This window comes from Dactylosporangium sp. NPDC005555, assembly GCF_040605635.1.
Taxonomy (GTDB): Bacteria; Actinomycetota; Actinomycetes; order Mycobacteriales; family Micromonosporaceae; genus Dactylosporangium.
This window is the reverse complement of sequence record NZ_JBEXDG010000083.1, coordinates 12341-37101: the sequence shown is the minus strand read 5'-3', so window position 1 is coordinate 37101 and position 24761 is coordinate 12341. Positions and strand designations below refer to the sequence as shown.

13 protein-coding genes are annotated in these 24761 nt (G+C 72.7%); 7 read left to right on the top strand and 6 right to left on the bottom strand.

The genetic code is table 11. The features are described 5' to 3' along the window. Positions 1-144: 144 nt before the first annotated feature. The 5 genes from ABZS58_RS46805 (at position 145) to ABZS58_RS46785 (ending at position 16149) form a co-directional block, all read left to right on the top strand. The gene (locus ABZS58_RS46805; RefSeq protein ID WP_354790860.1) at positions 145-3531 is read left to right on the top strand and encodes a BTAD domain-containing putative transcriptional regulator; all 3387 of its coding nucleotides are present in this window, start codon (positions 145-147) and stop codon (positions 3529-3531) included. Positions 3532-3649: 118 nt separating this feature from the next. Then, complete coding sequence (locus ABZS58_RS46800; protein ID WP_354790859.1) at positions 3650-6784, top strand: VCBS repeat-containing protein; 3135 nt, start codon at positions 3650-3652, stop codon at positions 6782-6784. Further along, positions 6781-13176: an RHS repeat-associated core domain-containing protein gene (locus tag ABZS58_RS46795; RefSeq protein WP_354790857.1), complete on the top strand. Its 6396-nt coding sequence runs from the start codon at positions 6781-6783 to the stop codon at positions 13174-13176. The genes ABZS58_RS46800 and ABZS58_RS46795 overlap by 4 nt, the downstream gene beginning before the upstream one ends. Positions 13177-13603: 427 nt before the next feature. Next, the gene (locus ABZS58_RS46790) at positions 13604-15160 is read left to right on the top strand and encodes an alpha-L-arabinofuranosidase B (protein WP_354790855.1); all 1557 of its coding nucleotides are present in this window, start codon (positions 13604-13606) and stop codon (positions 15158-15160) included. After that, positions 15160-16149, top strand: coding sequence for an arabinan endo-1,5-alpha-L-arabinosidase (locus ABZS58_RS46785; protein WP_354790854.1), 990 nt, complete (start codon positions 15160-15162; stop codon positions 16147-16149). The genes ABZS58_RS46790 and ABZS58_RS46785 overlap by 1 nt, the downstream gene beginning before the upstream one ends. A 30-nt stretch (positions 16150-16179) precedes the next feature. On the opposite strand, the gene ABZS58_RS46780 is transcribed toward ABZS58_RS46785, so the two are convergent. After that, positions 16180-16980 (bottom strand): NmrA family transcriptional regulator, encoded by an 801-nt coding sequence (locus tag ABZS58_RS46780; RefSeq protein ID WP_354790853.1) that lies wholly within the window; start codon positions 16978-16980, stop codon positions 16180-16182. 69 nt (positions 16981-17049) lie between these two features. Next, entirely contained in the window at positions 17050-19212 is a 2163-nt protein-coding gene (locus ABZS58_RS46775; RefSeq protein WP_354790851.1) for a ricin-type beta-trefoil lectin domain protein, read from the bottom strand. A gap of 338 nt (positions 19213-19550) precedes the next feature. Here ABZS58_RS46775 and ABZS58_RS46770 point away from each other — a divergent pair, with 338 nt between their 5' ends. After that, a complete protein-coding gene (locus tag ABZS58_RS46770) occupies positions 19551-19706 on the top strand; it encodes a proline racemase family protein (RefSeq protein ID WP_354790849.1) in 156 nt (51 codons plus the stop codon). After that, positions 19703-20776 (top strand): ornithine cyclodeaminase family protein, encoded by a 1074-nt coding sequence (locus ABZS58_RS46765; RefSeq protein ID WP_354790848.1) that lies wholly within the window; start codon positions 19703-19705, stop codon positions 20774-20776. Before ABZS58_RS46770 ends, ABZS58_RS46765 begins: the two co-directional genes overlap by 4 nt. On the opposite strand, the gene ABZS58_RS46760 is transcribed toward ABZS58_RS46765, so the two are convergent. The 4 genes from ABZS58_RS46760 to ABZS58_RS46745 are packed head-to-tail and all read right to left on the bottom strand — an operon-like array spanning position 20745 to position 24661. After that, complete coding sequence (locus ABZS58_RS46760; RefSeq protein WP_354790846.1) at positions 20745-21734, bottom strand: pyridoxal-phosphate dependent enzyme; 990 nt, start codon at positions 21732-21734, stop codon at positions 20745-20747. The two genes, ABZS58_RS46765 and ABZS58_RS46760, sit on opposite strands and share 32 nt — an antisense overlap. Further along, positions 21731-22852 carry an amidohydrolase gene (locus ABZS58_RS46755; RefSeq protein WP_354790845.1) on the bottom strand — a complete coding sequence of 374 codons (1122 nt, stop codon included), beginning with the start codon at positions 22850-22852 and terminating at the stop codon, positions 21731-21733. The genes ABZS58_RS46760 and ABZS58_RS46755 overlap by 4 nt, the downstream gene beginning before the upstream one ends. 11 nt (positions 22853-22863) lie before the next feature. Then, positions 22864-23532 (bottom strand): GNAT family N-acetyltransferase, encoded by a 669-nt coding sequence (locus ABZS58_RS46750; protein ID WP_354790843.1) that lies wholly within the window; start codon positions 23530-23532, stop codon positions 22864-22866. 10 nt (positions 23533-23542) lie between these two features. Then, positions 23543-24661 carry a helix-turn-helix domain-containing protein gene (locus ABZS58_RS46745; protein ID WP_354790841.1) on the bottom strand — a complete coding sequence of 373 codons (1119 nt, stop codon included), beginning with the start codon at positions 24659-24661 and terminating at the stop codon, positions 23543-23545. Positions 24662-24761 lie beyond the last annotated feature (100 nt).

Genomic DNA, 24761 nt, shown 5'->3' with positions numbered 1-24761 from the left:
CGACAAGCCACACGGAGCGCCCCGGCCGAGGACCGGGCCATCACCACGCCCCTGCCGAGCTGCGTGTCCCAAGAAAGATCGACCCGCCGACAAGGCGCCTTGATCAACAGTTAGTGAAAGACCGAGGCTAGGGTCGGCATCGACGTGGATGGGGGGCGTGGGATGGACGGCGGTGGCCGGGTGGGGGAGCTGGTGCGCGCCGCGCGGCGGGCGGCGGGGGTCAGCCAGCGGCAGCTGGCGGACCGGGCCGGGATGAGCGTCGGGGCGGTCCGGGACCTGGAGCAGGGACGGACCCGGCGGCCGCAGCCGCAGACCGTGGAGGCGCTGATCGCCGGGCTGGGCCTGACCGGCGGGCGGGCGGCGGCGCTGCGGACGGCCGCGGGCCCGGCGGAGCCGGCGCAGCCCGTGGACGCGGACGGGCCGCCGCGGGTGTCGGTCCTGGGACCGGCGACCGTCCATCGTGGAGCGCGGTCCGTCGCGGTCGGCTCGGGGCGCCAGCGGGTGCTGCTGGGGCGGCTGGCGCTGTCGGCCGGCACCGCCGTGGCCGTGTCCGAGCTGGTGGACCTGCTGTGGGACACCGAGCCGCCGGTGTCCGCGGCGCACGCCGTGCACACCTACGTGTCGCGGCTGCGGGCAACGCTCGACCCGGCGGGCACCGACCGGACCAGCGTGATCGGCCGGACGCCGGGCGGGTACCGGCTCGACCTCGGACCCGACCGGCTCGACCTCGCCGACTTCCGGCAGCGGGTGGAGCGGGCCAGGACGGCGCCGCCCGCCGACGCGCTGGACCTCCTCGAAGCGGCCCTGGCGATGTGGCGGGGCGGCCCGCTCGCCGACGTGCCCGAGCTGCGGCACCATCCGCTCGTCACGGCCGTGGCGAACGAGCGGGTCACGGTGGCGCTGCGCTTCGCCGGCGTGGCCCTCTCCGCCGGGCAGGCCGGGCGGTGCCTGCCGGTGTTGTGGGAGCTCGCCACCGCCGACCCGTTGCACGAGCCGCTGCACGCGAGGCTCATCGCCGCGCTCGCCGCGAGCGACCTGCAGGCGGCGGCGCTCACGGTGTACCGGGGGATCCGGCGCCGGCTCGTCGACGACCTCGGCGTCGAGCCCGGCCCCGACCTCCTCGACGCCCACCGGCGGGTGCTGCGGCAGGAGCCGGTCCCGGTGCACACGGTCGCGGTCGTGCCGGCGCAGCTGCCCCCGGACGTGGCCGGGTTCGCCGGGAGGACCGCCGAGCTCGCCGAGCTCGACCGGATCGTCGAGGCCGGCCAGGCACAGCCGACCGCGGTCGTGATCGCGGCGATCTCCGGCACCGCCGGGGTCGGCAAGACCGCGCTCGCCGTCCGATGGGCGCATCGTGTGCGGGTCCGCTACCCCGACGGGCAGGTGTACCTGAACCTGCGCGGCTACGACCCCGACGAGCCGGTGAGCGCCGCGGACGCGCTGCGGCAGCTGCTGCGCGCCGTCGGCGGGCCCGGCGCCGACCTGCCGGACGACGTCGACGAGCGGGCCGCCCGCTTCCGCACCCAGGTCGCCGACCGGCGGATGCTGATCCTGCTGGACAACGCCGCCACGGTCGAGCAGGTCCGGCCGCTGCTGCCGGGGACCGCGTCGTGCACGGTCCTGGTGACCAGCCGGGACCGGCTCGCCGGGCTGGTCGCGGTGCACGGCGCCAGGCGGGTCGACGTGGGGCTGCTGTCGGTGGTCGAGGCGGGCGCCCTGCTGCGGCGGCTGATCGGGGACCGGGCGGAGGCGGAGCCGGCGGCCGCGGTCGCCATGGCGGAGCTGTGCGCACGGCTGCCGCTGGCGCTGCGGATCGCGGCCGAGCTGGTGGTGTCCCGGCCCGACGCGACCATGGCGGAGCTGGCGGCGGAGCTCGGCGACCAGCGGTTACGGCTGGCGCTGCTGGACGCCGGCGGTGACCCGCGGGCCTCGGTCGCGGCCGCGTTCTCCTGGTCGCTGCGGCACCTGCCGCCCGCCGCGGCGCGGCTGTTCGTGCTGCTCGCGCTGCATCCGGGCGCGGACGCCGACGTGTACGCGGCGGCGGCCCTCGCGGACGTCACCGTGCCGGAGGCCCGGCGGCTGCTGGCACCACTGGTGCGCGGCCGCATGCTGGACGCGACCCCCGGCGGCCGGTTCGCGATGCACGATCTGCTGCGCGCGTACGCGCTGGGCCCGGCCGACGGCGACGCGCAAGCGTTGGCCCGTGACGGCGGTGACGCTTCGGTCCCGGCCGGGGGCGGTGGTGCCACGCACGTGCCGGCCGGGGGCGGTGGTGGCGCGCAGGTGGTGGGCCAGGCCGGTGGTGCCGCGCAGGTGGTGGCCCGGGGTGGTGGTGGCGCGCAGGTGGCGGGCCAGGCCGGTGGTGCCGCGTGGGTCGGAGGCACGGGCGACGGTGACGTGTCCGGGCCGGGACCGGTCGGTGGTGACGCGGTGCGGGCGGCGCGGACGCGGCTGTTCGACCACTGCGCGGCGGCCGCGGCGGCCGCGATGGACGTGCTGTTCCCGGCGGCCCGGCGGCACCGCCCGGTCGTGCCGCCGACGGCGACGACCCCGCCCCTGCCGGACCGCGACGCCGCCCGGGCGTGGCTGGAGGCGGAGCTCGCCGGGCTGACGGCGGTCGTGCGGTCCGCGGCCCGCCACGGCCGGCCGGGACACGCCGTGGTCCTGGCCCGCACCCTGTTCCGGTACCTGGCCGGCGGGTCGGCGGTCGAGGCGCTCGCCGTGCACCGGGCCGCCTTCGACGCGGCCGTGGCCCTCGGCGACGCCCGGGGCGCCGGCTACGCCGACCTCGGGCTGGGCAAGGCGCAGCACCAGCTCGGGCGGCTCGAGGCGGCGGCCGGGCACTTCCGGCGGGCCCGGACGGCGTTCGAGGAGTCCGGAGACCCGATCGGGCTGGGCCGGGCGCTGTACGGACTCGGCGGCGTCGACCAGGTGCTGCACCGGCACGCGCAGGCCGCCGGACACTACCGCGCGGCGCTGGCCACGTTCCGTGAGGAAGGCGACGACGCCGGCGTCGGCGGCACCCTGATCAACCTCGGCATGGTCTGCTTCCACCTCGGCGAGCACGAGGCCGCCGCCGGGCACTACCGGGAGGCGATCACGGTGCACCGGCGCGCCGGCGACCGGTCCGGCGAGGCGACCGCCCTGACCGACCTCGGCATCATCGAGACGCACCGGGGGGAGCCTCGGCGGGCGGCCGGGCACCACGCCCGTAGCCTCGCCCTCTTTCTCGAGGCCGGCGACCGGCACGGCGAGGCATGGGCCCGCAACGGGCTCGGCGAGGCGGCGACCCGCGCGGGCCGGCCGGCGGACGCGCTCGCGGATCACGCCGCCGCCCTCGACACCGCGGTGCGGGCCGGGATCCGCGACCAGCAGGCCCGGGCGCACGCCGGGCTCGGCCACGCCCACCGCGCGTCGCACGCGCCGGGCCTGGCCCGCGAACACTTCGCTCGGGCCCTCGCCCTCTACGACGACCTCGGTGTTCCCGAGGCCGCCGAGCTCCGCGCCCAGCTGGCGACGACGAACGACTGAGCGGCCGGCGCACGGTACGGGAGTCGTACGGGTAGCGGCGCGTGCGCCGGTTGAAAGGCCCGCTCCCCATGCTGCCCCCGGACGTGTCTGCTGCACGTCATTCACGGAGGGAAAACGCATGGGCAGGTTCTCCTCGGCGCGCAGGCGCGCCGGACTGGTCCTCGGCGGGTTAGGGCTCGGCCTCGGCTGGGTCGCCGTCGTGCCCCACCAGGTGGTCGCGGCGCCGCCGGGCGCCGCGTGTGCCTCGGAGACGGTGCGGCAGGACGAGAAAGCGGCCCGGGCCTCGGCCCGGCAGTGCGGCAGGCGCTTCGAGGTGGCCGCCGCCCGCACCGCGAAGTCGCAGACGTTCGCGAACCCGAACGGCACGATGACCTACGAGGCGTCGGCGACCCCGAAGCGGGTGAAGACCGCCGACGGCTGGACGCCGGTCGACACGACGCTGCGGGCGGCGAAGACCGGCGGGTACATCGCGACGACCACGCTGCCGATGACGTTCACGAAGGGCGGTGGCAGCGAGCCGTTCGCCACCGTGCAGACCTCGGCCGGCGCGTTCTCGCTGCGCTGGCCCACGGCACTGCCCGCGGCCCGGCTCGACGGCGACACCGTCGTCTACCCGGACGTGTTCGACGGCGTCGACCTGCGGGTGCGGGCCTTCGCCGACAGCTTCAACTACGTGCTCGTGGTGAAGACCCGCGCGGCTGCCGCGAACCCGGCGTTGCACCGCATCGCGGTCGCCGTCACCGGCCCCGCCACCCGGTCCCGCGCCGACGGCACGTTCGAGGTCCTCGACGGTGCGGGCGCCGCGGTGCTCGCCTCGGCACCGGCGGGCATGTGGGACGCCTCCAACGGCGGCACCGCCCGCGGCGTGGAGGACCTGACCCGCACCGGCAAGGTCGCTTCCGAGCTCACCGGCGGTGAGCTGGTGCTGCGCCCGGACCCCGCGTGGCTGGCCGACGAGAGCCTCACCCTGCCGTTGTACGTCGACCCGCAGATCGGCATGCCGCGGACCAGCTTCGCGTACGCGAACAGCGACGACTACGACTACTCCGGCGGCGTCGGCGACGTCGCCCGGGTCGGGCGCAACCCGGAGTGCTGCGGCACCAACTGGCGGGCGTACTTCGCCTTCGGCCTGTCGCAGGTGCACGGCAAGCAGATCATCGCCGCCGAGCTCAAGACCCTGGTGACGCACTCGTGGAACTGCACCGGCACCGACCTGACCCTGGCGCAGAGCGGCGCGATCCAGGCCGGGCTCAACGGCGGCCGGATCGGCTGGGCGCCGGTCGTGCTCACCTCCTTCGGCGCCCGGTCGGCGCAGAGCTGCAGCGCGCCGGGCAACAACCCGAGCTGGATCCTCACCTCGCAGCTGCAGGGCTGGGCCGACGCCCGGTTCAACGACTACACGTTCGTGTTCCTCGGCTCGGAGACCAACAACCAGCACTGGAAGAAGCTGTCGGCGGCGAGCACCAACCTCGTCGTGCAGTACAACACCCCGCCGACGGTGTCGGACCAGACCGCGACCGGTGACGGCAGCACCATCGGCTGCTACACCAGCGGCACCACCGGGCAGCCGACGATCGGCGCCAACAACGGCGTGCAACTGACCACCAAGGTGCAGGACGCCGAGACCGACCAGAACATCGTCGGCAAGTTCGAGTGGCAGGACCTGACCGCGGGCACGGGCGTGGTGACGGTGCCGGACTCGCCGGGCCTGCCGGCGCCGCGCAGCATCACCGTCAACGTCCCCGCCGGCTCGATGCCGAACGGGCACAGCATCCAATGGCGGGTGCGGGCCTGGGACGGCGCCCACTACAGCGCCTACTCGTCGTGGTGCCACTTCCTGGTCGACGGCACCGTGCCCGCCCAGCCGCTGCTCACCAGCACCGAGCTGCTGGACTTCCCGCTGCCGAGCGGGGTCGCCGGCACGCCGGTGACGGTGACGTTCACCCCGCAGAACCAGGTCGCGGACCAGGTCGTCGGCTACTACTACTCCGTCGGCACCGTCGAGTCGACCCCGAAGATCTGGGTGCCGGCCGCGTCGAACGGGGTGGCGAAGGTGCCGATCGTGCCGGTCGACGGCACCGGCAACGCCAACATCCTCAAGGTCGTCGCCGTCGACGCGGGCGGCTACCGGTCGGAGGAGCGGCCGTTCCTCGGCGACTTCCACACCCCGGGCCTGTGGATGTTCCTCCCGGGCCAGGGGACACCGTCGAGGAAGCGGGCGGACGCGACCGGCGACGACAACGCCGACATCGTCGCCGTCACCGACCCCGGCGGCTACCGCACCGCGCTGATGCGCTGGACGACGAAGGCCGACGGCACCGGCACGACCACGCCGGTCACGCCGATCGTCAACGACCCGCAGACCTATCCGATGGCGACCGTCAAGGGCCTCAACGGCGACTTCAACGGCGACGGCCGCGCCGACATCGCCCTGTTCCGCGACTACGGCACCTGCCGCACGACGCTGTCGTGGTGGCTGTCGGACGGCAACGGCTACAGCGCCGCGCAGCTGTGGGACTCCGGCCCCAACAGCTGGTGCTCCGACCGGATGCAGCCCGTCGTCGGGGACCTCACCGGCGACGGGAAGACCGACATCGCCGTGTTCTACCGCCACGACGGCTACCAGGAGAAGGTGTACGTCTTCGAGGCGAAGGCCAACGGCACCGGGTTCAACGCCCCGGTCTCGTACTGGGACTCCGGAGTCGGCAACTGGGACGGCAACCGGGTCAAGGGCGTCACCGCCGGTGACTTCGACAAGGACGGCAAGGCCGAGCTGCTCGCCTACTACGACTACGGCAACTGCGACACGGGCCTGTGGCGCTTCCGCCCGCCGGGCAACGGCACGCTCGCCACGAACCCGATCTACCGCTCCGGAGCCGGCGTCAAGTGCATGACGAACACGGTCGCGCTGCTCACCGGCGACGCCGACGGCGACGGCGACGAGGACCTCTACGAGATCCTCAAGTCCGGCTCCGGCGTCTGCGCGGCGATCTCCACGGGCCAGTCCTTCACGCCCGCGAGCTGCATGGCGATCCCGGGCAGCGCCACCGCACCCTCGTGGCGCTTCACCGGCGGTGACATCGACGGCAACGGCCGCTTCGACATCGTCAGCTTCGACGGCACCGGCAGCAGCACCACGATCAAGGTGATCACCGGCGGGTTCGTCGCCGGCGACTCGAAGACGGAGTGGAACTGGTGTAACTCGACGAGCGTCGTCGGCACGCTCGACCCGACCACGGTGCGTGCGCTGTGAGGGCGCGCCCAGGGTTCGCCGGGCTCGTCGCCCTCGTCGTCCTGGCCGTCGGCGCCGTCGTGACGCCGGCCAACGCCGGGCCGGTCGAGCTCGACCTGCCGAAGGACCAGCCGCTCGTCCAGGGCCGCGACGCCGTCTACCGGGCGCCGGCGAAGGACCCGCAGGCGACGGTGAAGTCCGCGCCTGCGGTGGTCTGGCCAGCCGCCGGCACCGCCGACGTGACACTGCCCGCGTCGGCGTCGCTGCAGGCGACGGCCACCCCGGTCCTCGCCTGGTCGCAAGGACTGCCGATCGGGGCCAGGGCCGGCGCGGTCCTCGGCCCGCAGCAGCGGCTGTCCGGCGAGGCGCTCGGCACCCCACCCGGCAAGGTGCGCCTCAACCTCCTGCCGCACGGCACCGGCGGGCGGGACGTCGTGTTCCGGGTCGGCCGCAACGACGGCCGGTCCGGCACCGGCGCGGTCGTCGTCGGCGTCGACTACACCGGCTTCCGCGACGCCTACGGCGCCGACTGGTCCCGCCGGCTGCGCCTGGTCGCGCTGCCGGAGTGCGCGCTGAGCACCCCGGACCTGCCGGGCTGCCAGCAGCGGGCGCTCGACTCGACCAACGATCCCGTGACCGGCGTCGTCTCCGCCGAGGTCGCCGCGCCGGCCCTGCTCGACCAGCGGCTCGACGCGACGACGGCGGCCGCGCCCCAGTCACGCTCCGGCGTGCTGGTCGCGCTCGCCGCCGGCGCCGAGTCCGACGGTGGCGACTACAAGGCCACCGACCTCAACGCCGCCAACAAGTGGACCGCGGGCGGCAGCGGCGGCGGGTTCTCCTGGGGCTACCCGATCGGGCTGCCACCGGGCGCGGGCGGGCCGGTGCCGCAGGTGCAGCTCGGCTACTCCTCGCAGTCCGTCGACGGGATGACCGCCGCCGCGAACTCGCAGCCGAGCTGGGTCGGTGAGGGCTTCAACTGGCAGCCCGGGTCGATCGAGCGCGGGTACCGCGGCTGCACCGACGACGGCAGACCCAACAACGGCGACCTGTGCTGGGTGGGCGAGAACGCCACCATGACCCTCAACGGGCAGTCCAGCACCCTGGTGCTGGAGAACGGGCAGTGGCGGCCGTCGTCGGACAACGGCGCCAAGGTCGAGAAGCTCGCCGACGTCGCCACCGGCAACGGCGACAACGACGGCGAGTACTGGAGGGTCACCACCACCGACGGCATCGAGTACTACTTCGGCCTCAACCGCCTGCCCGGCTGGGACGGCGACGCCGCCAACGAGACGAAGTCCGTCGGCTACGAGCCGGTGTACGGCAACAACACCGGCGAACCGTGCAACGCCGCGCCCGGCTGGTGCCAGCAGGCCTACCGGTGGAACCTCGACTACGTCGTCGACCCGTTCAAGAACACCATGTCGTTCTTCTACGACCGGCACCTCAACAACTACGCCCGCAACGGCAGCGACACCACCGTGTCGGCGTACGTCCGCGACCTGTACGTGCGGGAGATCAACTACGGCACGCGGCAGAACGCGTCCGGCGCCGACACCCGCTTCGCCGGCACCGCGCCCGCCCGGGTGCTGTTCGACACCGAGGAGCGGTGCGTCACCCCGGGCGCCACGTGCGTGCCGAACACCGCGAACGCGGCGAACTTCCCCGACGTCCCGGTCGACCTGTTGTGCGCCGGCACCGGCAACTGCTCCGGCCGCTACTCGCCGGCGTTCTTCACCACGAAACGGCTGACGAAGATCACCACCGAGGTGGCCACCGGGAACCGGACCTGGCGGCGGGTGTCGCAGACGAAGCTCAGCCACCAGTGGAACGACCCGGGCGTCAACCTGCAGAAGGTGCTGTGGCTCAGGTCCATCCAGGGCTGCGGCACCACCGACGACGCCGACGCGTGCCTGCCGGCGGTCCAGCTGACCCCGGTCGGCATGAGCAACCGCGTCGACATGGCCGGCACGACCAACAGCATCACCCGATACCGGATGAGCTCGATCCTCACCGAGTCCGGCAACACCATCGGCATCACCTACTCCGCGAAGGACTGCGTCGCGGGGCAGAGCATGCCGGCCGCCCCCGACAACAACAGCCGGCTGTGCTTCCCGCAGTACTGGGTGCCGACGGGCACCGGCACGCCGAAGCTCGAGTACTTCCACAAGTACCGCGTGGAGAAGGTCGCCGAGGGCGACGGCGGCGAGGCGGACGGCACCGAGGACGAGGAGACCACCTACGTCTACCTCGGCTCGCCCGCCTGGCACTCCGACCAGAACCCCATGGCCATGCCGAACCGGCGCAGCTGGGGCATGTGGCGCGGCTACGAGAAGGTCCGCGTCCTGCGCGGCGCCGCGACCAGCGTGCGGCTGAAGTCGGAGACCACGTACTTCCGCGGCATGCACGGCGACAAGCTCAGCAGCGGCACCCGCACCGCATCCGTCCCCGACTCCGACGGCGGCACCTGGGCCGACGAGGACCGCTTCGCCGGCGCCGTCCGGGAGCAGGTCACCTACCTCGGCGAGACGTCGACCGTGGTCGACAAGACCAAGACCGACCCGTACGAGTACGGCCCGACCGCCACCCAGGACATCCTCGGCGTCACCGTCAAGGCGTGGGTGACGAACATCAAGTCGACCCAGGTCACCACGACGCTCGACGGCGGCAGGCAACCCCGCAGGACCCGTACCACGAACACCTTCCTCGCCGACCGCACCGGGCGCGTGGACCGCATCGACGACGAGGCCGACCTGTCAACGACCGCCGACGATCAGTGCGCACGGCACTGGTACGCCGGCAACGCCGCCGGAACCAACGTCTCGCACCTGTCGCGGGTCGAGGTCGTGGCTGTGCGCTGCGCGGTCACACCGAACCGGGTCACGGACGTCGTCTCGGACGTGCGGGTGTGGTACGACGGGGCGAGTTCCTACTCCACGACGCTCACCAAGGGTTTCACGTCACGGGTCGAGCAGGTCTCGACGCCGCACGCCACGAACCCGGTGTACACGACGACCACCAGGGCGGCCGCCGACGAGCACGGCCGGACGATCGACTCCTGGGACGCCGAGAACTTCCACACCGGCACCGCGTACACGCCGACGACGGGCGGACCGGTCACGAAGACCACCGTCACGAACCCGCTCGGCTGGGTCACCGTCACCGTCACCGACGTCGACCCCGCCAACGGCCGCGCCATCTCCGTCGTGGACCAGGACGTCAGCGGGCCCGGGACGACCCGCCGGACCGACCTCGCCTACGACAAGCTCGGCCAGCTCACGTCCGTGTGGGCGCCGGGCCGGAACAAAGCGACCGAGACGGCGTCGGTGAAGTTCGCCTACGACCTGCGCCAGACCGGCGCCTCCAGCCTCGCCACCAGCAAGCTCAACACCACCGGCAGCGGATACGTGACCAGCTACGCGCTGCTGGACAGCAAGCTGCGCACCCGCCAGGAGCAGGTCCCGGCGGAGGGCGGCAACCGGCTCATCACCGAGACCCACTACGACAGCCGCGGCCTGGTGAAACTCACCCGGCCGGGGTACGGCGCCACCGGCGCGCCGGGCGGCACGCTGCGGCTGGCCCTCGACACGGAGGTGCCGGCGCAGACCCGCACCACCTACGACGGCGCGGGCCGGTCGATCGCCTCGGCGTGGCAGCTCAGCGGCATCACCCAGTGGACCAGCACCACCGCCTACGGCGGCGACCGGGTGGACGTCGGCCCTCCCGCGGGCACGTCGGCGACCTCCGCGTTCACCGACGTGCGGGGCAGGATGACGGCGCTGTGGACGTACCGCGGCAACATCGCGAACCCGGTGAGCGGCGCGCACGACGTCATGAGCCGCACCTACCACCCCAGCGGCGCGGTCGCCTCGACCACCGACGTGTCAGGCAACACCTGGACGTTCGTGGTCGACGCCATGGGCCGGGTCACGGAGGCCAACGACCCCGACACCGGCAGGAGCACGTTCGAGTACGACAAACGCGGCGCGCAGACCAAGTCGGTGAACGCCCGCAACCTCACCATGCTGTACACCTACGACGGACTGGGCCGCAAGACCGCCGAGTACACGGGCAGCCTGGCGAACAAGACGGCAGAGTGGACCTTCGACTCGCTCGTCCACGGCCAGCCGACCGCGGCGGTCCGCTACTCCGGCGGGCAGGCCTACACCCGGCAGATCCTGGAGTACACGGCGTCGGGCAAGGCGAAGAAGGCGAAGGTGACGATCCCGGCGAACGCCATGACCGGCACCCTCGCCGGCGAGTACCTCACCGAGACGACGTACAACGCCGACGGCAGCGTCGCCACGGCCACCGGCTCGACCAAGGTGAACGCGGCGAACTACGCCGGGCTCACCGACGAGACGCTGCAGCTGGGCTACACCGCCCTCGGCAACCCGCTGACCCTGCAGTCCAACCTCGGCACGTACGTCGTGGACACCCAGTACAAGGCGGACGGGCAGCTGGGGAGCATGCAGTTGCGGGACTCGGCGGCCGGCAAGAACCTGCGGCAGCTGTGGTCGTACTACCCTGGCACCGGGCTGCTGTCCAACCACCTGGTGTACGGCGACATCCCCAACACCGTGGCGAAGAACAGCACCTACACCTACGACGCGTCCGGCAACGTCCTGTCGATCGCGGACAAGATCGCGCAGTACGGCGCCGGCCAGGACGACGTGCAGTGTTTCCGGTACGACGACCTGTTCCGGCTCAGCGACGCGTGGACCCCGACGTCGGGCAACTGCGCCACGAACCCGGCGGCGAACGCGCTGGGCGGCCCGGCGGCGTACTGGAAGTCGTACGTGAGCGACGCGAGCGGCAACCGGACCAGCGAGGTCAGCCACCTCACCACGGGTGACGTGACCCGCGCGTACACCTACCCGGCGCAGGGCGTCGGCACCGGCCGTCCGCACGCGGTGACCCAGGTCGCCACCACCACCGGCGGGACGGGCACCGACTCGTACGGCTACGACCTGACCGGCAACGTGACGACCCGGTCGATCGCCGGCCGGCCGTCACAGACGCTCACCTGGACCGCGACGAACCAGCTCGAGACGGTCACCGACAGCGCCGGCACCACGTCCTACCTGTACGACGCCGACGGTGGGCGGCTCATGGCGAAGGACCCGGGCGGCACCACCCTGTACCTCGGCGACGTGGAGTACCGGCTGGCCGGCGGTGTCACCACCGGCACCCGGTCTTACGCGCACGCGGGTCAGACGGTCGCGGTGCGGACCCCGCAGGGGCTCAGCTGGCAGTGCAACGACCACCAGGGCACGGCGGGGCTGTCGTTCAAGGCCTCCGACCTGACCAAGACGGGGCGCCGGGCGGACCCGTTCGGCAACCCGCGCGGCCCGGTGGTGACGTGGCCCTCCAAGCGCGGCTTCGTCGACGGCACCGCCGACGACACCGGCCTGGTCCACCTCGGCGCTCGCGAGTATGACCCGCGGTCGGGCCGCTTCGTCTCCGTCGACCCGGTCCTGGACTCCGACAAGTCACAGGGCATGAACGGCTACTCGTACGCCGACAACAGCCCGGTGACCCTGTCCGACCCGAGCGGCCTGTACGCGTGCCGCGGCAACGAGTGCGCCCCGACCCCGGAGCCGGAGCCGGAGGTGGTGCAGGAGTACGACGTCGCGCGCGTCAACCCCGCCGGCAAGATCACCGGCACGCCCAAGCACTACAAGGTCATCAAGCACAAGGGCCAGGTGTATCTGCAGACCTGCGACTTCTTCCAGCAAGGCCCGACGAACAATCCCGCGTGTTCCACGCCCGAGCACATGGGCGCCGCCGTCGAGTGCGGCAAGTGGGGGAACCTGAGGGGCAATGCCTGCTATGCCTCCGCGGACGGCTGGTACCACGACTTCTACGGTCACGCGTACTGCCCGTTCACGGCCAGTCAGTCGGGCTGCACCCCGAGCGTGATGACGGAGACCCCGAAGCCGGACCGTGGCTGCAACCCGGCGCCACCGGTGATGGGTCCCGCGACCAGGCCTACGAAGCCGATGCCGGAGCGGCAGTACGACAAGTTCGAGTGCGAGAGCCATGACCCGGGCTGCCGGCTGGGCAACCAGCTGTCGTTCGCGCAGTTCCTGCTCGGGTTCTGTCCGCTGCCCCAGTGCACCTTCCTGGGGACGGGTGCCGGGCTCTTGTCCGCGTACTCGTACTACGTGGGCGGTGAGACCGACAAGGGCAACCGGCAGCTGTTCACCACGGTGGTGGGCCTCGCGGTCGGCCCCTGGGCCGGCAAGGGCATCGCGGCCATGGCCTGGAAGGCGGGCCCCAAGGTCAAGGCGGGCCTCGAATACGTCGGCGGCTGGGTCGCGGGGTTCGGGTTCGGCGCGCCGTACTGCGGCACGGAGCCGTTCGGCTGTGACGACGAGGCACCGTCCCCGGGTTGGTGGGATCCGATCAAGTAGGAGCCGTCCTGTGGCTGACAGGCCTGTACGCCCGTACAGGCCGGTCAGCACGTCGGCGACGGGCTGGCTTCCGCCCCGCCGCCTCCGAGGCCCTTCTGTACCTATGGTCCTAGCATCCTAGGACGACGAACGCGACGTGGCCGCGCTCACCGCTTCGCGGGGACCCGCCGGCGGGCGGCAGGGGAGGCGCATGTCGTGCGCCACCGGTTTTCGACGGCCCTGGAAAGTTTCGCGGGTCATGTTCGCGCTCACTGCGGCAGGGATCGATGTGCTTGACATCGTCGATGTGAGCGATAACATCGCGGTGACCTGTCGATGGCCCGCCAGCCGTCGGCGACACCCCCGCCGTGCCGATCCGGCGCAACCACGCGCCGCGCACCGCCCGCCCCCATGACGCGGCCCTGCGCGGACGGAAATGAGGTCAACCATGGCACTCCGACCGCTACCCAGGCGCCTGCGCCACAGGGTGCTCGCCGCCGCGTTCACGGGCGTGCTCGTCGCCGGCCTGCTGGTCGCCGCCGCCGGAACATCGCAGGCGGCGACCACCCAGCCGTGCGACATCTACGCCGCCGGCGGGACCCCGTGCGTCGCCGCGCACAGCACCACCAGGGCGCTCTACGGCACCTACAGCGGCCCGCTGTATCAGGTCCGCCGCGCCTCGGACAACACGACCAGGGACATCGCGCCGGTCAGCGCGGGCGGCTACGCCGACGCGGCCGCCCAGGACAGCTTCTGCGCCAACACGTCGTGCCTGATCACGATCATCTACGACCAGACCGGCCGCAACAACCGGCTGACCCAGGCGCCGCCCGGGGGTTTCCAGGGCCCGGCGGCGGGCGGCTACGACAACCTCGCCAACGCGACGGCGGCACCGGTCACGATCGCCGGGCACAAGGTGTACGGCGTCTTCGTGTCCCCGGGCACCGGCTACCGCAACAACGCGACCAACGGCATCGCCAAGGGTGACCAGCCTGAGGGCATGTACGCCATCTTCGACGGCACCCACTCCAATGGCGGCTGCTGCTTCGACTACGGCAACGCCGAGACGAACAGCCGCGACAACGGCAACGGCACCATGGAGGCCATCTACTTCGGCAGCAACAAGGTCTGGGGCTACGGCGCCGGCAACGGTCCGTGGATCATGGCGGATCTCGAGAACGGCCTGTTCTCCGGCGTCAACCAGCGTTACAACGCCGGTGACCCGAGCATCAGCCACCGCTTCCTGACCGCGATCGTCAAGGGCGAGCCCAACCACTGGTCGATCCGGGGCGGCAACGCCCAGTCCGGCAACCTGTCGACCTTCTACAACGGTGCCCGGCCCAACGTCGCCGGCTACAACCCGATGAAGAAGGAGGGCGCGATCATCCTCGGCATCGGCGGTGACAACAGCATCGGCGCCGCCGGCACCTTCTACGAGGGTGTCATGACGTCCGGGTACCCGACCGACGCGACCGAGAACGCCGTGCAGGCCAACATCGTGGCGGCGGGCTACGGCACCTCGGGCTCGACGAGCGGGCCGGCGGTCGGCTCGAACGTGTCGCTGCGGGCGACGACGGCGTGCTGCACCACGCGGTACATCAGCCACGCCGGCGCGACCGTCTCCACCCAGGTCGTCAGCGCGGCGAGTTCGGCGGCGGCGAAGGCCGGCGCGTCGTTCACGGTCCGCGCGGGCCTCGCCAACAGCGCCTGTGTCTCGTTCGAGTCGCGTGACGCGGCGGGCAGTTTCCTGCGGCACCAGAACTATCAGCTGTTCCTGCACGCCAACGACGGCAGTGCGCTGTTCGCCTCCGACGCGACGTTCTGCCCGCAGGCGGGCCGCAACGGTCAGGGCAGCTCGTTCGCGTCGGCGAACTTCCCGGATCGGCTGATCCGGCACTACAACAACGCCGTCTACATCGCGAGCAACGGCGGCTCGAACGCCTGGGACGCGGCCGGGCTGTGGTCCGACGATGTCAGCTGGGTCCCCGCCCCGGCGTGGGCGTGATGAGGACGCGACTGGTCGCGCTCGCGGCGCTGCTGACGCTGGCGGGGGCGGCCCACGCGCTGCCGCCGGCGTCGGCCGCCACGGTCGACACCACGGCGACGCCACCGGCCACGTATCCGATGCCGGGCCGGGTGACCGGTGACGTGGGTGTGCACGACCCGACGGTGGTGAAGCGGCCCGACGGCACGTATCTGGTGGCCCACACCGGGAAGAACATCGCGTTGAAGACGTCCACGGACCGGGTCGCGTTCCGTAACGCCGGGGTGGTCTTCCCGGGCGGGGCGTCGTGGACGAGCGCGTACACGGGCGGGTCGGGCAACCTGTGGGCGCCGGATCTGTCGTACCGCAACGGCCGCTACTACCTGTACTACTCGGCGTCGACGTTCGGGTCCAACCGTTCGGCGATCTTCCTGGCTACCAGCACCACGGGCGCTTCGGGCAGCTGGACGAACCAGGGTCTCGTGATCGAGTCGCGGACGTCGGACACCTTCAACGCCATCGACCCGAGCCTGCTCGTGGACGACCAGGGCCGGTGGTGGCTGACGTTCGGCTCGTTCTGGACCGGTGTCAAGCTGATCCCGCTCGACCCGGCGACCGGGAAGCGGTCCGGCACGGCGATGCACGGCCTGGCCAGTTACGGTCCTGGGATCGAGGCGCCGACGATCGTCAAGCGCGGCGCCTGGTATTACCTGTACGTGTCGTTCGACCGCTGCTGTCAGGGCGCGAGCAGCACGTACCGGGTGATGGTGGGCCGCGCGGCCGACCCGGCGGGTCCGTACGTGGACCGGGCCGGGCGGGGCATGAGCGCCGGCGGTGGCACGCAGGTCCTGGCGTCGCACGGCAGCATCCATGGGCCGGGGCACGAGGCGGTCCTCGCCGACAACGACGGCGACGTGCTGTTCTACCACTACTACGCGGACAACGGCGCGTCGCTGCTGGGCATCAACCGGCTCGGCTACGACGCCACCGGCTGGCCCTACGTGTTCTAGACGGTGGGCGCCCCCGTGGCGCCCACCGTGCTACACCTTCCAGGCGGCCGCGGTGTCCTTGGCGTAGTCGGCGAAGTCGCGCGGCGGCCGGCCGAGGACGCGGTGCACGTCGTCGGTGAGGTGGGCGTTGCGCCCGTCCAGGACGGTGGTGAACAGGTACATCAGGAGGTCGGCGATCTCCGGCGGCAGCTGCGCGGCGTAGTCGGCGGCCGGCACCTGGACGAAGGTGATGTCGCGGCCGGTCGCGGTGGCGATCTCGGCGGTCGCGTCGGCGAAGGTGAGCAGGCGCGGTCCGGTGAGCTCGTACACCTTGCCGTCGTGGCCGTCTTCGGTGAGTGCCTTGACGGCGACGTCGGCGATGTCGTCGGCGTCGACGAACGGCTCGGGGACGTCGGCGACGGGCAGGGCGACCTCGCCGGCGAGGACGGGCTCGAGGAGGTAGTCCTCGCTGAAGTTCTGGTTGAACCAACTGGAGCGCAGGACGGTCGCCTCGACGCCGGCGGACCGCACGATCCGCTCGCACACCGCGGCTTCCTCCTCGCCGCGGCCGGACAGCAGGACGAGCCGGGTGACGCCTTCGCGGACGGCGAGGTCGGTGAACGCCTGGATGGTCGCCGGGGCGCCGGGCACGGCGAGGTCGGGCTGGAACGTCACGTACGCGCTGCGCACCCCGGTCAGGGTCGACGCCCACGTGGCCCGGTCGGTCCAGTCGAAGGGCCGGTCGGAGGAGCGGGAGACGGCCCGGACCGGGACGCCGGCGTCGCGCAGGCGTTGCGCGACGCGGCGTCCCGTCTTGCCGGTGCCGCCGAGGACCAGGATCTCGTTCGTCATGCGCCAATTGCAGCGCGGTGACGGCGTGCGGGCCATGGCCGAGGCTCGCGGATCCATGTCCGGGCGTCTTTACGGGAAGTTGAGCAGGTACACGTTGTTGGTGGTGGAGTTCGCCGTGCCGCCGGTGTTGTTGATGACGCGGGAGATGGTGCCGACGCCGCCGAGGGAGACGACGGCCATGTTGTGGAACTTGACGCCGGCGACGGCGGGCACCTCGAACGCCCTGGCCGACACGACGGCCGGGTTGGCGTTGAAGAAGCAGTAGCTGCCCAGGCCCCAGGCCTCGAAGGTGGTGACGCCGGTGCCGACCTTGATGGCCGGGTAGCCCTGGGTCGAGCCGTTCATCCACGCGGCCTGGTTCGGCGGGTCGTAGGGCATCTCGTTCTGGAAGAAGACGATGCGCCCGTTGGCGCCGTTCCAGACGACCTCGTTCTTCTGGTAGTGCTCGACGAACAGGCCGGTGGCGAGGACGTTGTCGCCGTTGACGGTGAGCCCGTTGTCGGCGGTGTTGACGGTCCAGCCGACGCCGCTGCCGTGGTCGGCGCGCCACGCCCAGGTGTGGTCGATGATGGCGTTGTTGGCGTTGACGACGAGGCTGTTGGTGGCCTTGCCGGCGACCATGCCGCCGATGCGGAAGAACACGTCCTGGATCGTGGTCGGGTTCGCGGCGTGGGACACGCCGGTCTTGGCCAGGCCGACCTTCAGCAGGGTGTCGCTGTTGGTGGTGCCGGCGTCGAAGAGCAGGCCCTTGAGCCGCACGCCGTCGACGTCGGCGACGTCCATGGCGTTGACGCCGTTGTCGGGGATGATGGTGGCGTACCCGATGCCGAGCACGACGGTGTTGGCCTTCGTCACGTGCAGCGTCTGGTTGACGTGGTAGATGCCGGGGGTGAAGAGGACGTTGCAGCCGTTGGCGAACGCGGTGTTGATCGTCGCGGCGGAGTCGCTGGGCTTGGCGACGAAGAAGGTGCTCATCGGCGCGGACGAGCCGGGTGTGGAGCCGCCGGCCCAGCTTGGCCCGGACGCGTTGGTGCGCAGCGACGGCAGGAACACCCGGTATTTGCCGGCGCCGTCGATGTAGAGGTAGGGCACGTCCCGGGAGACCGGGGTGGTGGCGAGGGTCGTGTAGCGGGGGCCGGCGGCCGGGTTGGTGTTGAAGTTCGTGGCCGGGGCGCCGGGCGTGCCGGAGAAGACCATGTTCCAGTTGGAGCCGCTCCAGCTGCCGAGCTGGCTGTCCTTGGTGTACCACTGCTGCTGCGACGCGGACTCGCTGTTGCCGTCGATCTTCGAGTCGGAGATGTAGCCGCCGCTGGCCCAGCCGTAGCTGGCGGGGAAGAGGTTGAGGCCGCCGATGATGTGCATCCGCCGGAACGGCGCGGCCTGCGCGACCGCCCACCGGTTGGTGCCGCCGAGGGTGTTGACGCTGAGGTTCTCGGTGGAGCGCCAGAAGTTCTGGGTGGCGTTGCCGGCGTCGCTGGCGTTGAACGCGTCGACGGTGACCGCGCCGTTGATCCGGGTGTCGTCGGGGTTGAGGCCGAGGCCGTGGATCGAGGTGTTGAAGCCGATGTTGGCGCCGACGGTGTAGGGCGTGGTGCTCGGCTTGAACAGCAGCGCGTCGCGGCGGGTGGCGAACTGCGCGGTCTGGGTGCTCTTCTGTGCCTCGAAGACGCTGTTGAGCGATGCCTGGATCGTCGCGTCGCTCTGGCTGTGGTCGTACACGTGGACGTTGGGACCGAGGTCCGGGTTGTCGGAGTAGGTCGGGCAGGTGCCGGCCGGTGGCGGCGTCGTGGTGAGGGCGAACTTCTGCGCGCCGGAGCCGTTGCAGTCCCAGATCTGCAGGCGGGTGCCGTTGGCGGTGGCGCCGCTGGGGGAGTCCATGCAGCGGCCGGACTGCGGGTTGCGCAGGGAGCCGTCGGCCTGGGCGACCCACTGCTGGGCGCCGGAGCCGTTGCAGTCCCAGAGCTGGAGCTTGATGCCGTTGGCGGTGCCGCCGCTGATGATGTCGAGGCAGCGGCCGATGGCGGTCAGTGCGCTGCCGCTCCACGTGTAGTGCTGGTCGGCGGCGCCGCTCTGGCAGTCCCACAGCTGGACGGCGGCGCCGTTGACGCCGGTGTCGTCGCCGGCGACGTCGACGCATTTGCCGCCGGGTCCGGTGATCGGGTTGCCGATGACGGCGGCGTCTGCCGAGGCGACCGTCAGGCCGAACGCCGCCAGGGCTGTCAACGTTGTCATAGCGAGGGCGCGGTACAGGGTTCTTGGTACGGCTCTCATGGCCTACCTGCTCTCTCTGCTCATCTGCCGGGCGCCGTCATGGCGGTGAGAGCGCTCTCAGCAATGGCCAAAGTGTTGCGTCGCTCGATTCGACGTGTCAAGGGGTGTGTGCTGCCGTGGTCGGCTGCCGTGGCCGGCTGTCGTGGGCGGGCTGTCGTGGGCGGGCTGTCGTGGGTCGGCTGGAAGTGTCGTACCCGCGGTGCATACTGCTGGTGAACTCGATCGGGGACGGGGGTGTGGTGGGTGTCGACGGATCGCTTTGCCGCGGACCTGGCCCCGGCCAGGGATGCGCCGTGCTGATGCGGGTCTTGGTCCTCACGCTGGTGGGCACCGCGACGGTCGCGGGCCGTGCGGCGGTGATCCCGCAGGTGACCGGGACGGTGCACCGGACCGGCACGCACTCGTTCGTCGTCGGCTCCGCCGACCCGCTCGTGCCGGGGTTCGTGCTGCGATGAGCGCGCCGCTGATCCTCGACGCCGACGCCGTGTCCGCCGCGTGCGGGCCCGCCGACGCGGTCGCGGCGGTCACCGCCGCCCTGGCCGGTGGGCTCGACCCGGCCGCCGACCCGCCCCGCCACGCGGTGCCCCTGGCCGCGGGCCAGTTCCTGCTGATGCCGTCGGAGGCGTCGGCGGCATATGCGGGGATCAAGGTCGCCACCGTCGCGCCCGGCAACCCGGGGCGCGGGCTGCCCCGGGTGCAGGCGTCATATCTGCTGTTCGACGCGGCGACCCTCGCCCTCGTCGCGGTCCTGGACGGCACGGCGCTGACCACGCTGCGGACGCCGGCCGTGTCGGTGGCCGCCGTCCTGCCGCGGCTGCGGGCGATGCCGGAGCCGTTGCGGGTGGCCGTGTTCGGCGCAGGGCCGCAGGCGCACGGGCACGTCGCCACCCTCGCGTCGGTCGCGGCCCTGGCGAGCGTGACGCACCTGGTCCGCACGACCGGTGGTGTGCGCATCGGCAGCCCGCAGGCCGACGACGCGCTGCGGGCCGCCGACGTCGTCGTGTGTGCGACGTCCGCGCGCACACCCCTCTTCGACGCCGGCGTGATCCGCGACGCCGCGGTCGTGATCGCCGTCGGATCGCACGAGCCGGACGCCCGCGAGGTGCCGTCCGCCTTGTGCGCCCGCGCCACGGTCGTCGTCGAGGACGTCGGCACCGCGCTGCGGGAGGCCGGCGACGTGTGCCTGGCGATCGCCGAGGGCGCCCTGCACCGCGACGACCTGGTCACGATGCGGGACGTCGTCACCGGCGCGGTCCGGCCCGGCCCGGCCGCCGCCGGTCAAGTGCCCGGTCCGGCCGCTGGTGTTCAAGCGCCCGGCCTGGCTGCTGCTGGTCAAGTGCTCGGCCCGGCTGCTGGTGTTCAAGCGTCCCGCCCGGCTGCTGGTGTTCAAGCGCCTGGCCTGGCTGCTGCTGGTCAAGTGCTCGGCATGGACCGGCCGCTGTTGTTCAAGAGCGTCGGCATGGCCTGGCAGGATCTCGTCATCGCCGAGGCCGTCATGCGGGGTTGGCGGCGCGCCCTTCAGTGACCAGCAGCACCACCGTGGCGCCCGCCGGCGGTGGTGCCGTGCGCAGCGCCGCGAGGGGTGCCGCGCCGCAGGGACCGGCGTCCACGCCGCAGGCGCTCAGGTCGCGCATCGCGTCGGCGGCCTGGGCGTCCGTGACCGTCGTGCACGCGTCGAGGCCGCGGCTGATGGACGGCCAGGCGAGCGCCGACACGGTGCCGCAGTTGAGCCCGGCCATGCTGGTCGTGCGGGTGGCGACGGTGACCGGGTGCCCGGCCGCGACGCTCGCGTGCACGCAGGCCGCCGAGTCCGGCTCGACGCTCATCACGGCGGTGACCGCGGCGGGCGCGGCACGGTAGTGGGTGAGGGCGGCCTGCAGCAGCGACCCGACCCCGGCCGGCACCACCACGAGGTCGGGCGCGCCGGGGAGCTGCTCGTCGAGCTCGCGGAAGAGGGTGCCGTACCCGTCGACGATCCACCGTGGGACGTCCTCATAGCCGTCCCACGCCATGTCCTGCACCAGGACCCTGTCCCCGCCACAGGAGGTGGCTGCCGCGGCGACGGCGGTGTCGTAGTCGCCGCGGACGTGGGTGACGTCGGCGCCCTCGTCGTGGATCGCCTGGACTGCCGCCGGGTGCACCCCGTCGGGCACGAAGATCGCCGCCCGGTGCCCGAGCTGCCGCGCGAACCTGGCCACGGCCCGCCCGTGGTTGCCGTCCGTGGCGGTGACGACGGTTGCGGGACCCCCGTGAACGGCCCGGTGGATGGCATAGGACGCGCCGAGCGCCTTGAACGCCGGCAGCCCCAGCCGGGTCGACTCGTCCTTCGCGTAGAGCCGTCCCGCGCCGACCGTCCCGGCGAGCTCGGGCAGCTCGACGAGGCGCGTCGGGGCGTACCCGGGAAGCGCCCGATGAAAGCCGAGCACCGCGGCGTCGGCGGGAGCGCACGTCCATGCCGGGTCGCGGAGCGGGTTGACGATCACGCCGGGCCCCGCACGAGGTTGACGTAGTAGGCGACGCCGACGGCGAGGGCGTCGTCGGTGAAGTCGTAGCCGGCGCTGTGCAGCGACGCGCTGTCGCCGTTGCCCAGCAGCGCGAAGCAGCCGGGGACCGCGCGGGCGAACACGCCGAAGTCCTCGCTGGCGGTCCACGGCGGGGTGTCGGCGTCGACCAGCTCGGTGGTCATCCGCGCGGCGGCGACGGCGGTCGCGACGGCGGCCGGGTCGTTGATGGTCGGCTCGAACTCGTGCGTGTACCCGACCTCGCTCGTCGCGCCGTGCGCGGCGCTGATCCCGGCGGCGATCTGCCGGATTCTCCGCTCCAGCAGCTCCCGCACCGCCGGCGTGAAGCTGCGCGTGTCGCCCCGGATCACCGCCTCGGACGGGATCGCGTTGCGCGCCCCGTCGGTGGTGATCTCCGTGCACGACACGACGGCCGGCTCCGCCGGGTCGACGCTGCGCGCCACGATCGTCTGCAGCGCGAGGACGATCTGCGCCGCGACGACGATCGGGTCGACGACCAGCTGCGGCCGGGCCGCGTGCCCGCCGCGCCCGGCGACCCGGATCACGAAGTTGTCCTCGCCGGCCATCAGCCCACCGGCCCGCGTGCTGATGCTGCCGGTCGGATACCCGGGCATGTTGTGCAGCCCGAAGACGGCCTCTGCGGGGAACCGCTCGAAGAGCCCGTCGGCGATCATCGCGGCGGCGCCACGGCCGGGCTCCTCGGCCGGCTGGAATATGAAGTGCACGGTGCCGTCGAATGCCGGCCCGCCCGCCAGCTGGTGCGCGGCGCCGAGCAGCATCGCCATGTGCCCGTCGTGCCCGCACGCGTGCATGACCCCGTCGTGCTCCGACCGGTACGGCAGGTCGCGCTGCTCGGTGAGCGCGATCCCGTCCATGTCGGCCCGAAGCGCGACGGCCGGTCCGTCGTCGTGGCGGAGGGTGGCGACCACGCCGGTGCCGCCGACCCCGCGGGTGACCTGCAGGCCCATGTCGTGCAGCGCCGCCGCCAGGTAGTCGGCGGTGCGTTGCTCCTGGAACGCCAGCTCGGGAATGCGGTGCAGATCGTGCCGCCACTGCCGCACCATCGCGTCCAGGTCCATGCCGCAGCCTCTCACAGGTCCCGGGTGTAGTGGCGGATCTGCTCGCCGTGGTCGTCGGTCTTGGAACGGCCGGACAGGATCCAGCCGAGGCCGGTGTACAGGTGGTGGGCGCGCTCGTTGCTCTGCTGGGTCCACAGCTGGGCGCGGGTGTAGCCGAGCCGGCGGGCCTCGGCCTCGGCCCGGGTCACGACGGCGCCGCCGAGGCCCCGGCGCCAGTGGGCGGGGTGGACGGCGACCATCGTGACGTGGGTGACGCCGGGCAGCGGGTCGGCGCTCGCGCCGTCCTGGGCGAGGGCCTGCACGATCAGGGCCATGGCGACCGGGTCGCCGTCCTGTTCGGCAAGGACGATCAGGGAGCCGGGGGCGGTGAGCATGCGCCGGACCCTGGCCTCGGCGACGGCGTGGGCGACCTGTTCGGAGACGCCGGCGGCCGGGCCGCCGGGCGGCGGGGCGTCGCCTTGCACGGAGCCGTCGTCGAGCGCGGAACGGTCGACGGCTGGGGTGCCGTCGTCGAGCGCCGAACGGTCGGTGGCGGCTGGGCCGTCGTCCAGGGCGGACCGGTCGACCGCCGCCGAGCGCGGGTCGTGCTCCAGGGCGGCCGTGCGGGCGAGGTTCGCCGCGGTCCACAGGCGGCCTGCGGCGGCGGCGTCCGAGGCGTCCCCGACGCGGGTTGTCAGCACCCGTCCCACGCTACCGGCGCCGCAGGTCCGCCGCGGTGAGTGCCGCGTCCAGCAGCCGGGCCTGGGCGGGGACGGCGGGGTCGAGGCCGGTCATCGTGGTGATGCGGTGCAGCCGGTAGTCGAGGGTGTTGCGGTGGATGTGCAGGTCGATGGCGGTCTGCCGGCGGTTGTGGCCGTGCTCGACGAACGAGCGCAGGGTCTCCAGCAGATACGGGTGCGCCAGCAGCGGGTCGAGCTTGGCGGCGAGGCGGTGCAGGCCCGGGCCCGGACGGGACAGCTGGTACTCCACGAGGACGTCGTCGAAGTGGTACAGGCCGGACGTGTGCCCGATGCGGGTGACGAGGTCCATCACGTCGCGCGCCTCCGCGGCCGCCGCAGGGATGCCGGCGGGTGAGGCGGCCGGCGCGGCCGTTGCCAGGACGGGCGTGGACAGCGCCTCCCGCAGGTCCGCGACGAGCGACGACGCGGCGACGCCGTCGGGGAGGAGCGCGACACCGTCGACGTGGTCGACCAGGACGGGGGTGCCGGCGTGCGTGTCGAGGGCGACCTGCACGAGCCGGTCCGGCGGGCGGGTCGCGAAGCGCAGCAGCAGCACCGTGTGCCGGTGCCCGACCTCGACCCGGACGTCCTGGGCGAGGGCCTGGAACGGGTGGCCGTGCAGGAGCGCGGCGAGCAGTTCGCGGCGGGCGCGGGCCGACTCGCCGCGCAGGTCCTCCTGGGCCTGCAGGTGCGCGACGACGACGGCGGGCATCATCCCGGCGAGCCCGTCCAGCAGCAGCGACCCGGCGGCGGCGAGGTCGGCGGGGTCGGCCAGAGCGGTCACCGCGCGCCACCAGGTTCTGGCGCCGATGAGGTACGCCGCGAGCGCCGCTTCGAGGGGGACGTGGTCGCGGGCGCGGCGGGCGGACAGCTCCACCACCCAGGTCAGGTCGCCGGGGCGCAGCGGGCCCTGGTCGCGGAGCATTCTCAGCAGGAGGCCCAAGACGGCGCTGACCGACTCGCGGACCGGCCCGTCGAGGGCCTCGGCCGGCAGGCCGCGGTAGAACGGCACGTCGGCGGCGCATCCGGCGACGATCTCGGCGGTGATGCCGTCGAGCCGGGCGGCGAGTTGATCATGCAGGTCCGGCATCCCGGCATCGTCACATCGCCCAAACCGGTGCGTCAATCATTGCCGCATGTGCGCACAGACAGCCGCCGCCGGCCGGCGTGAGGATGTGGGGACCCCTGAC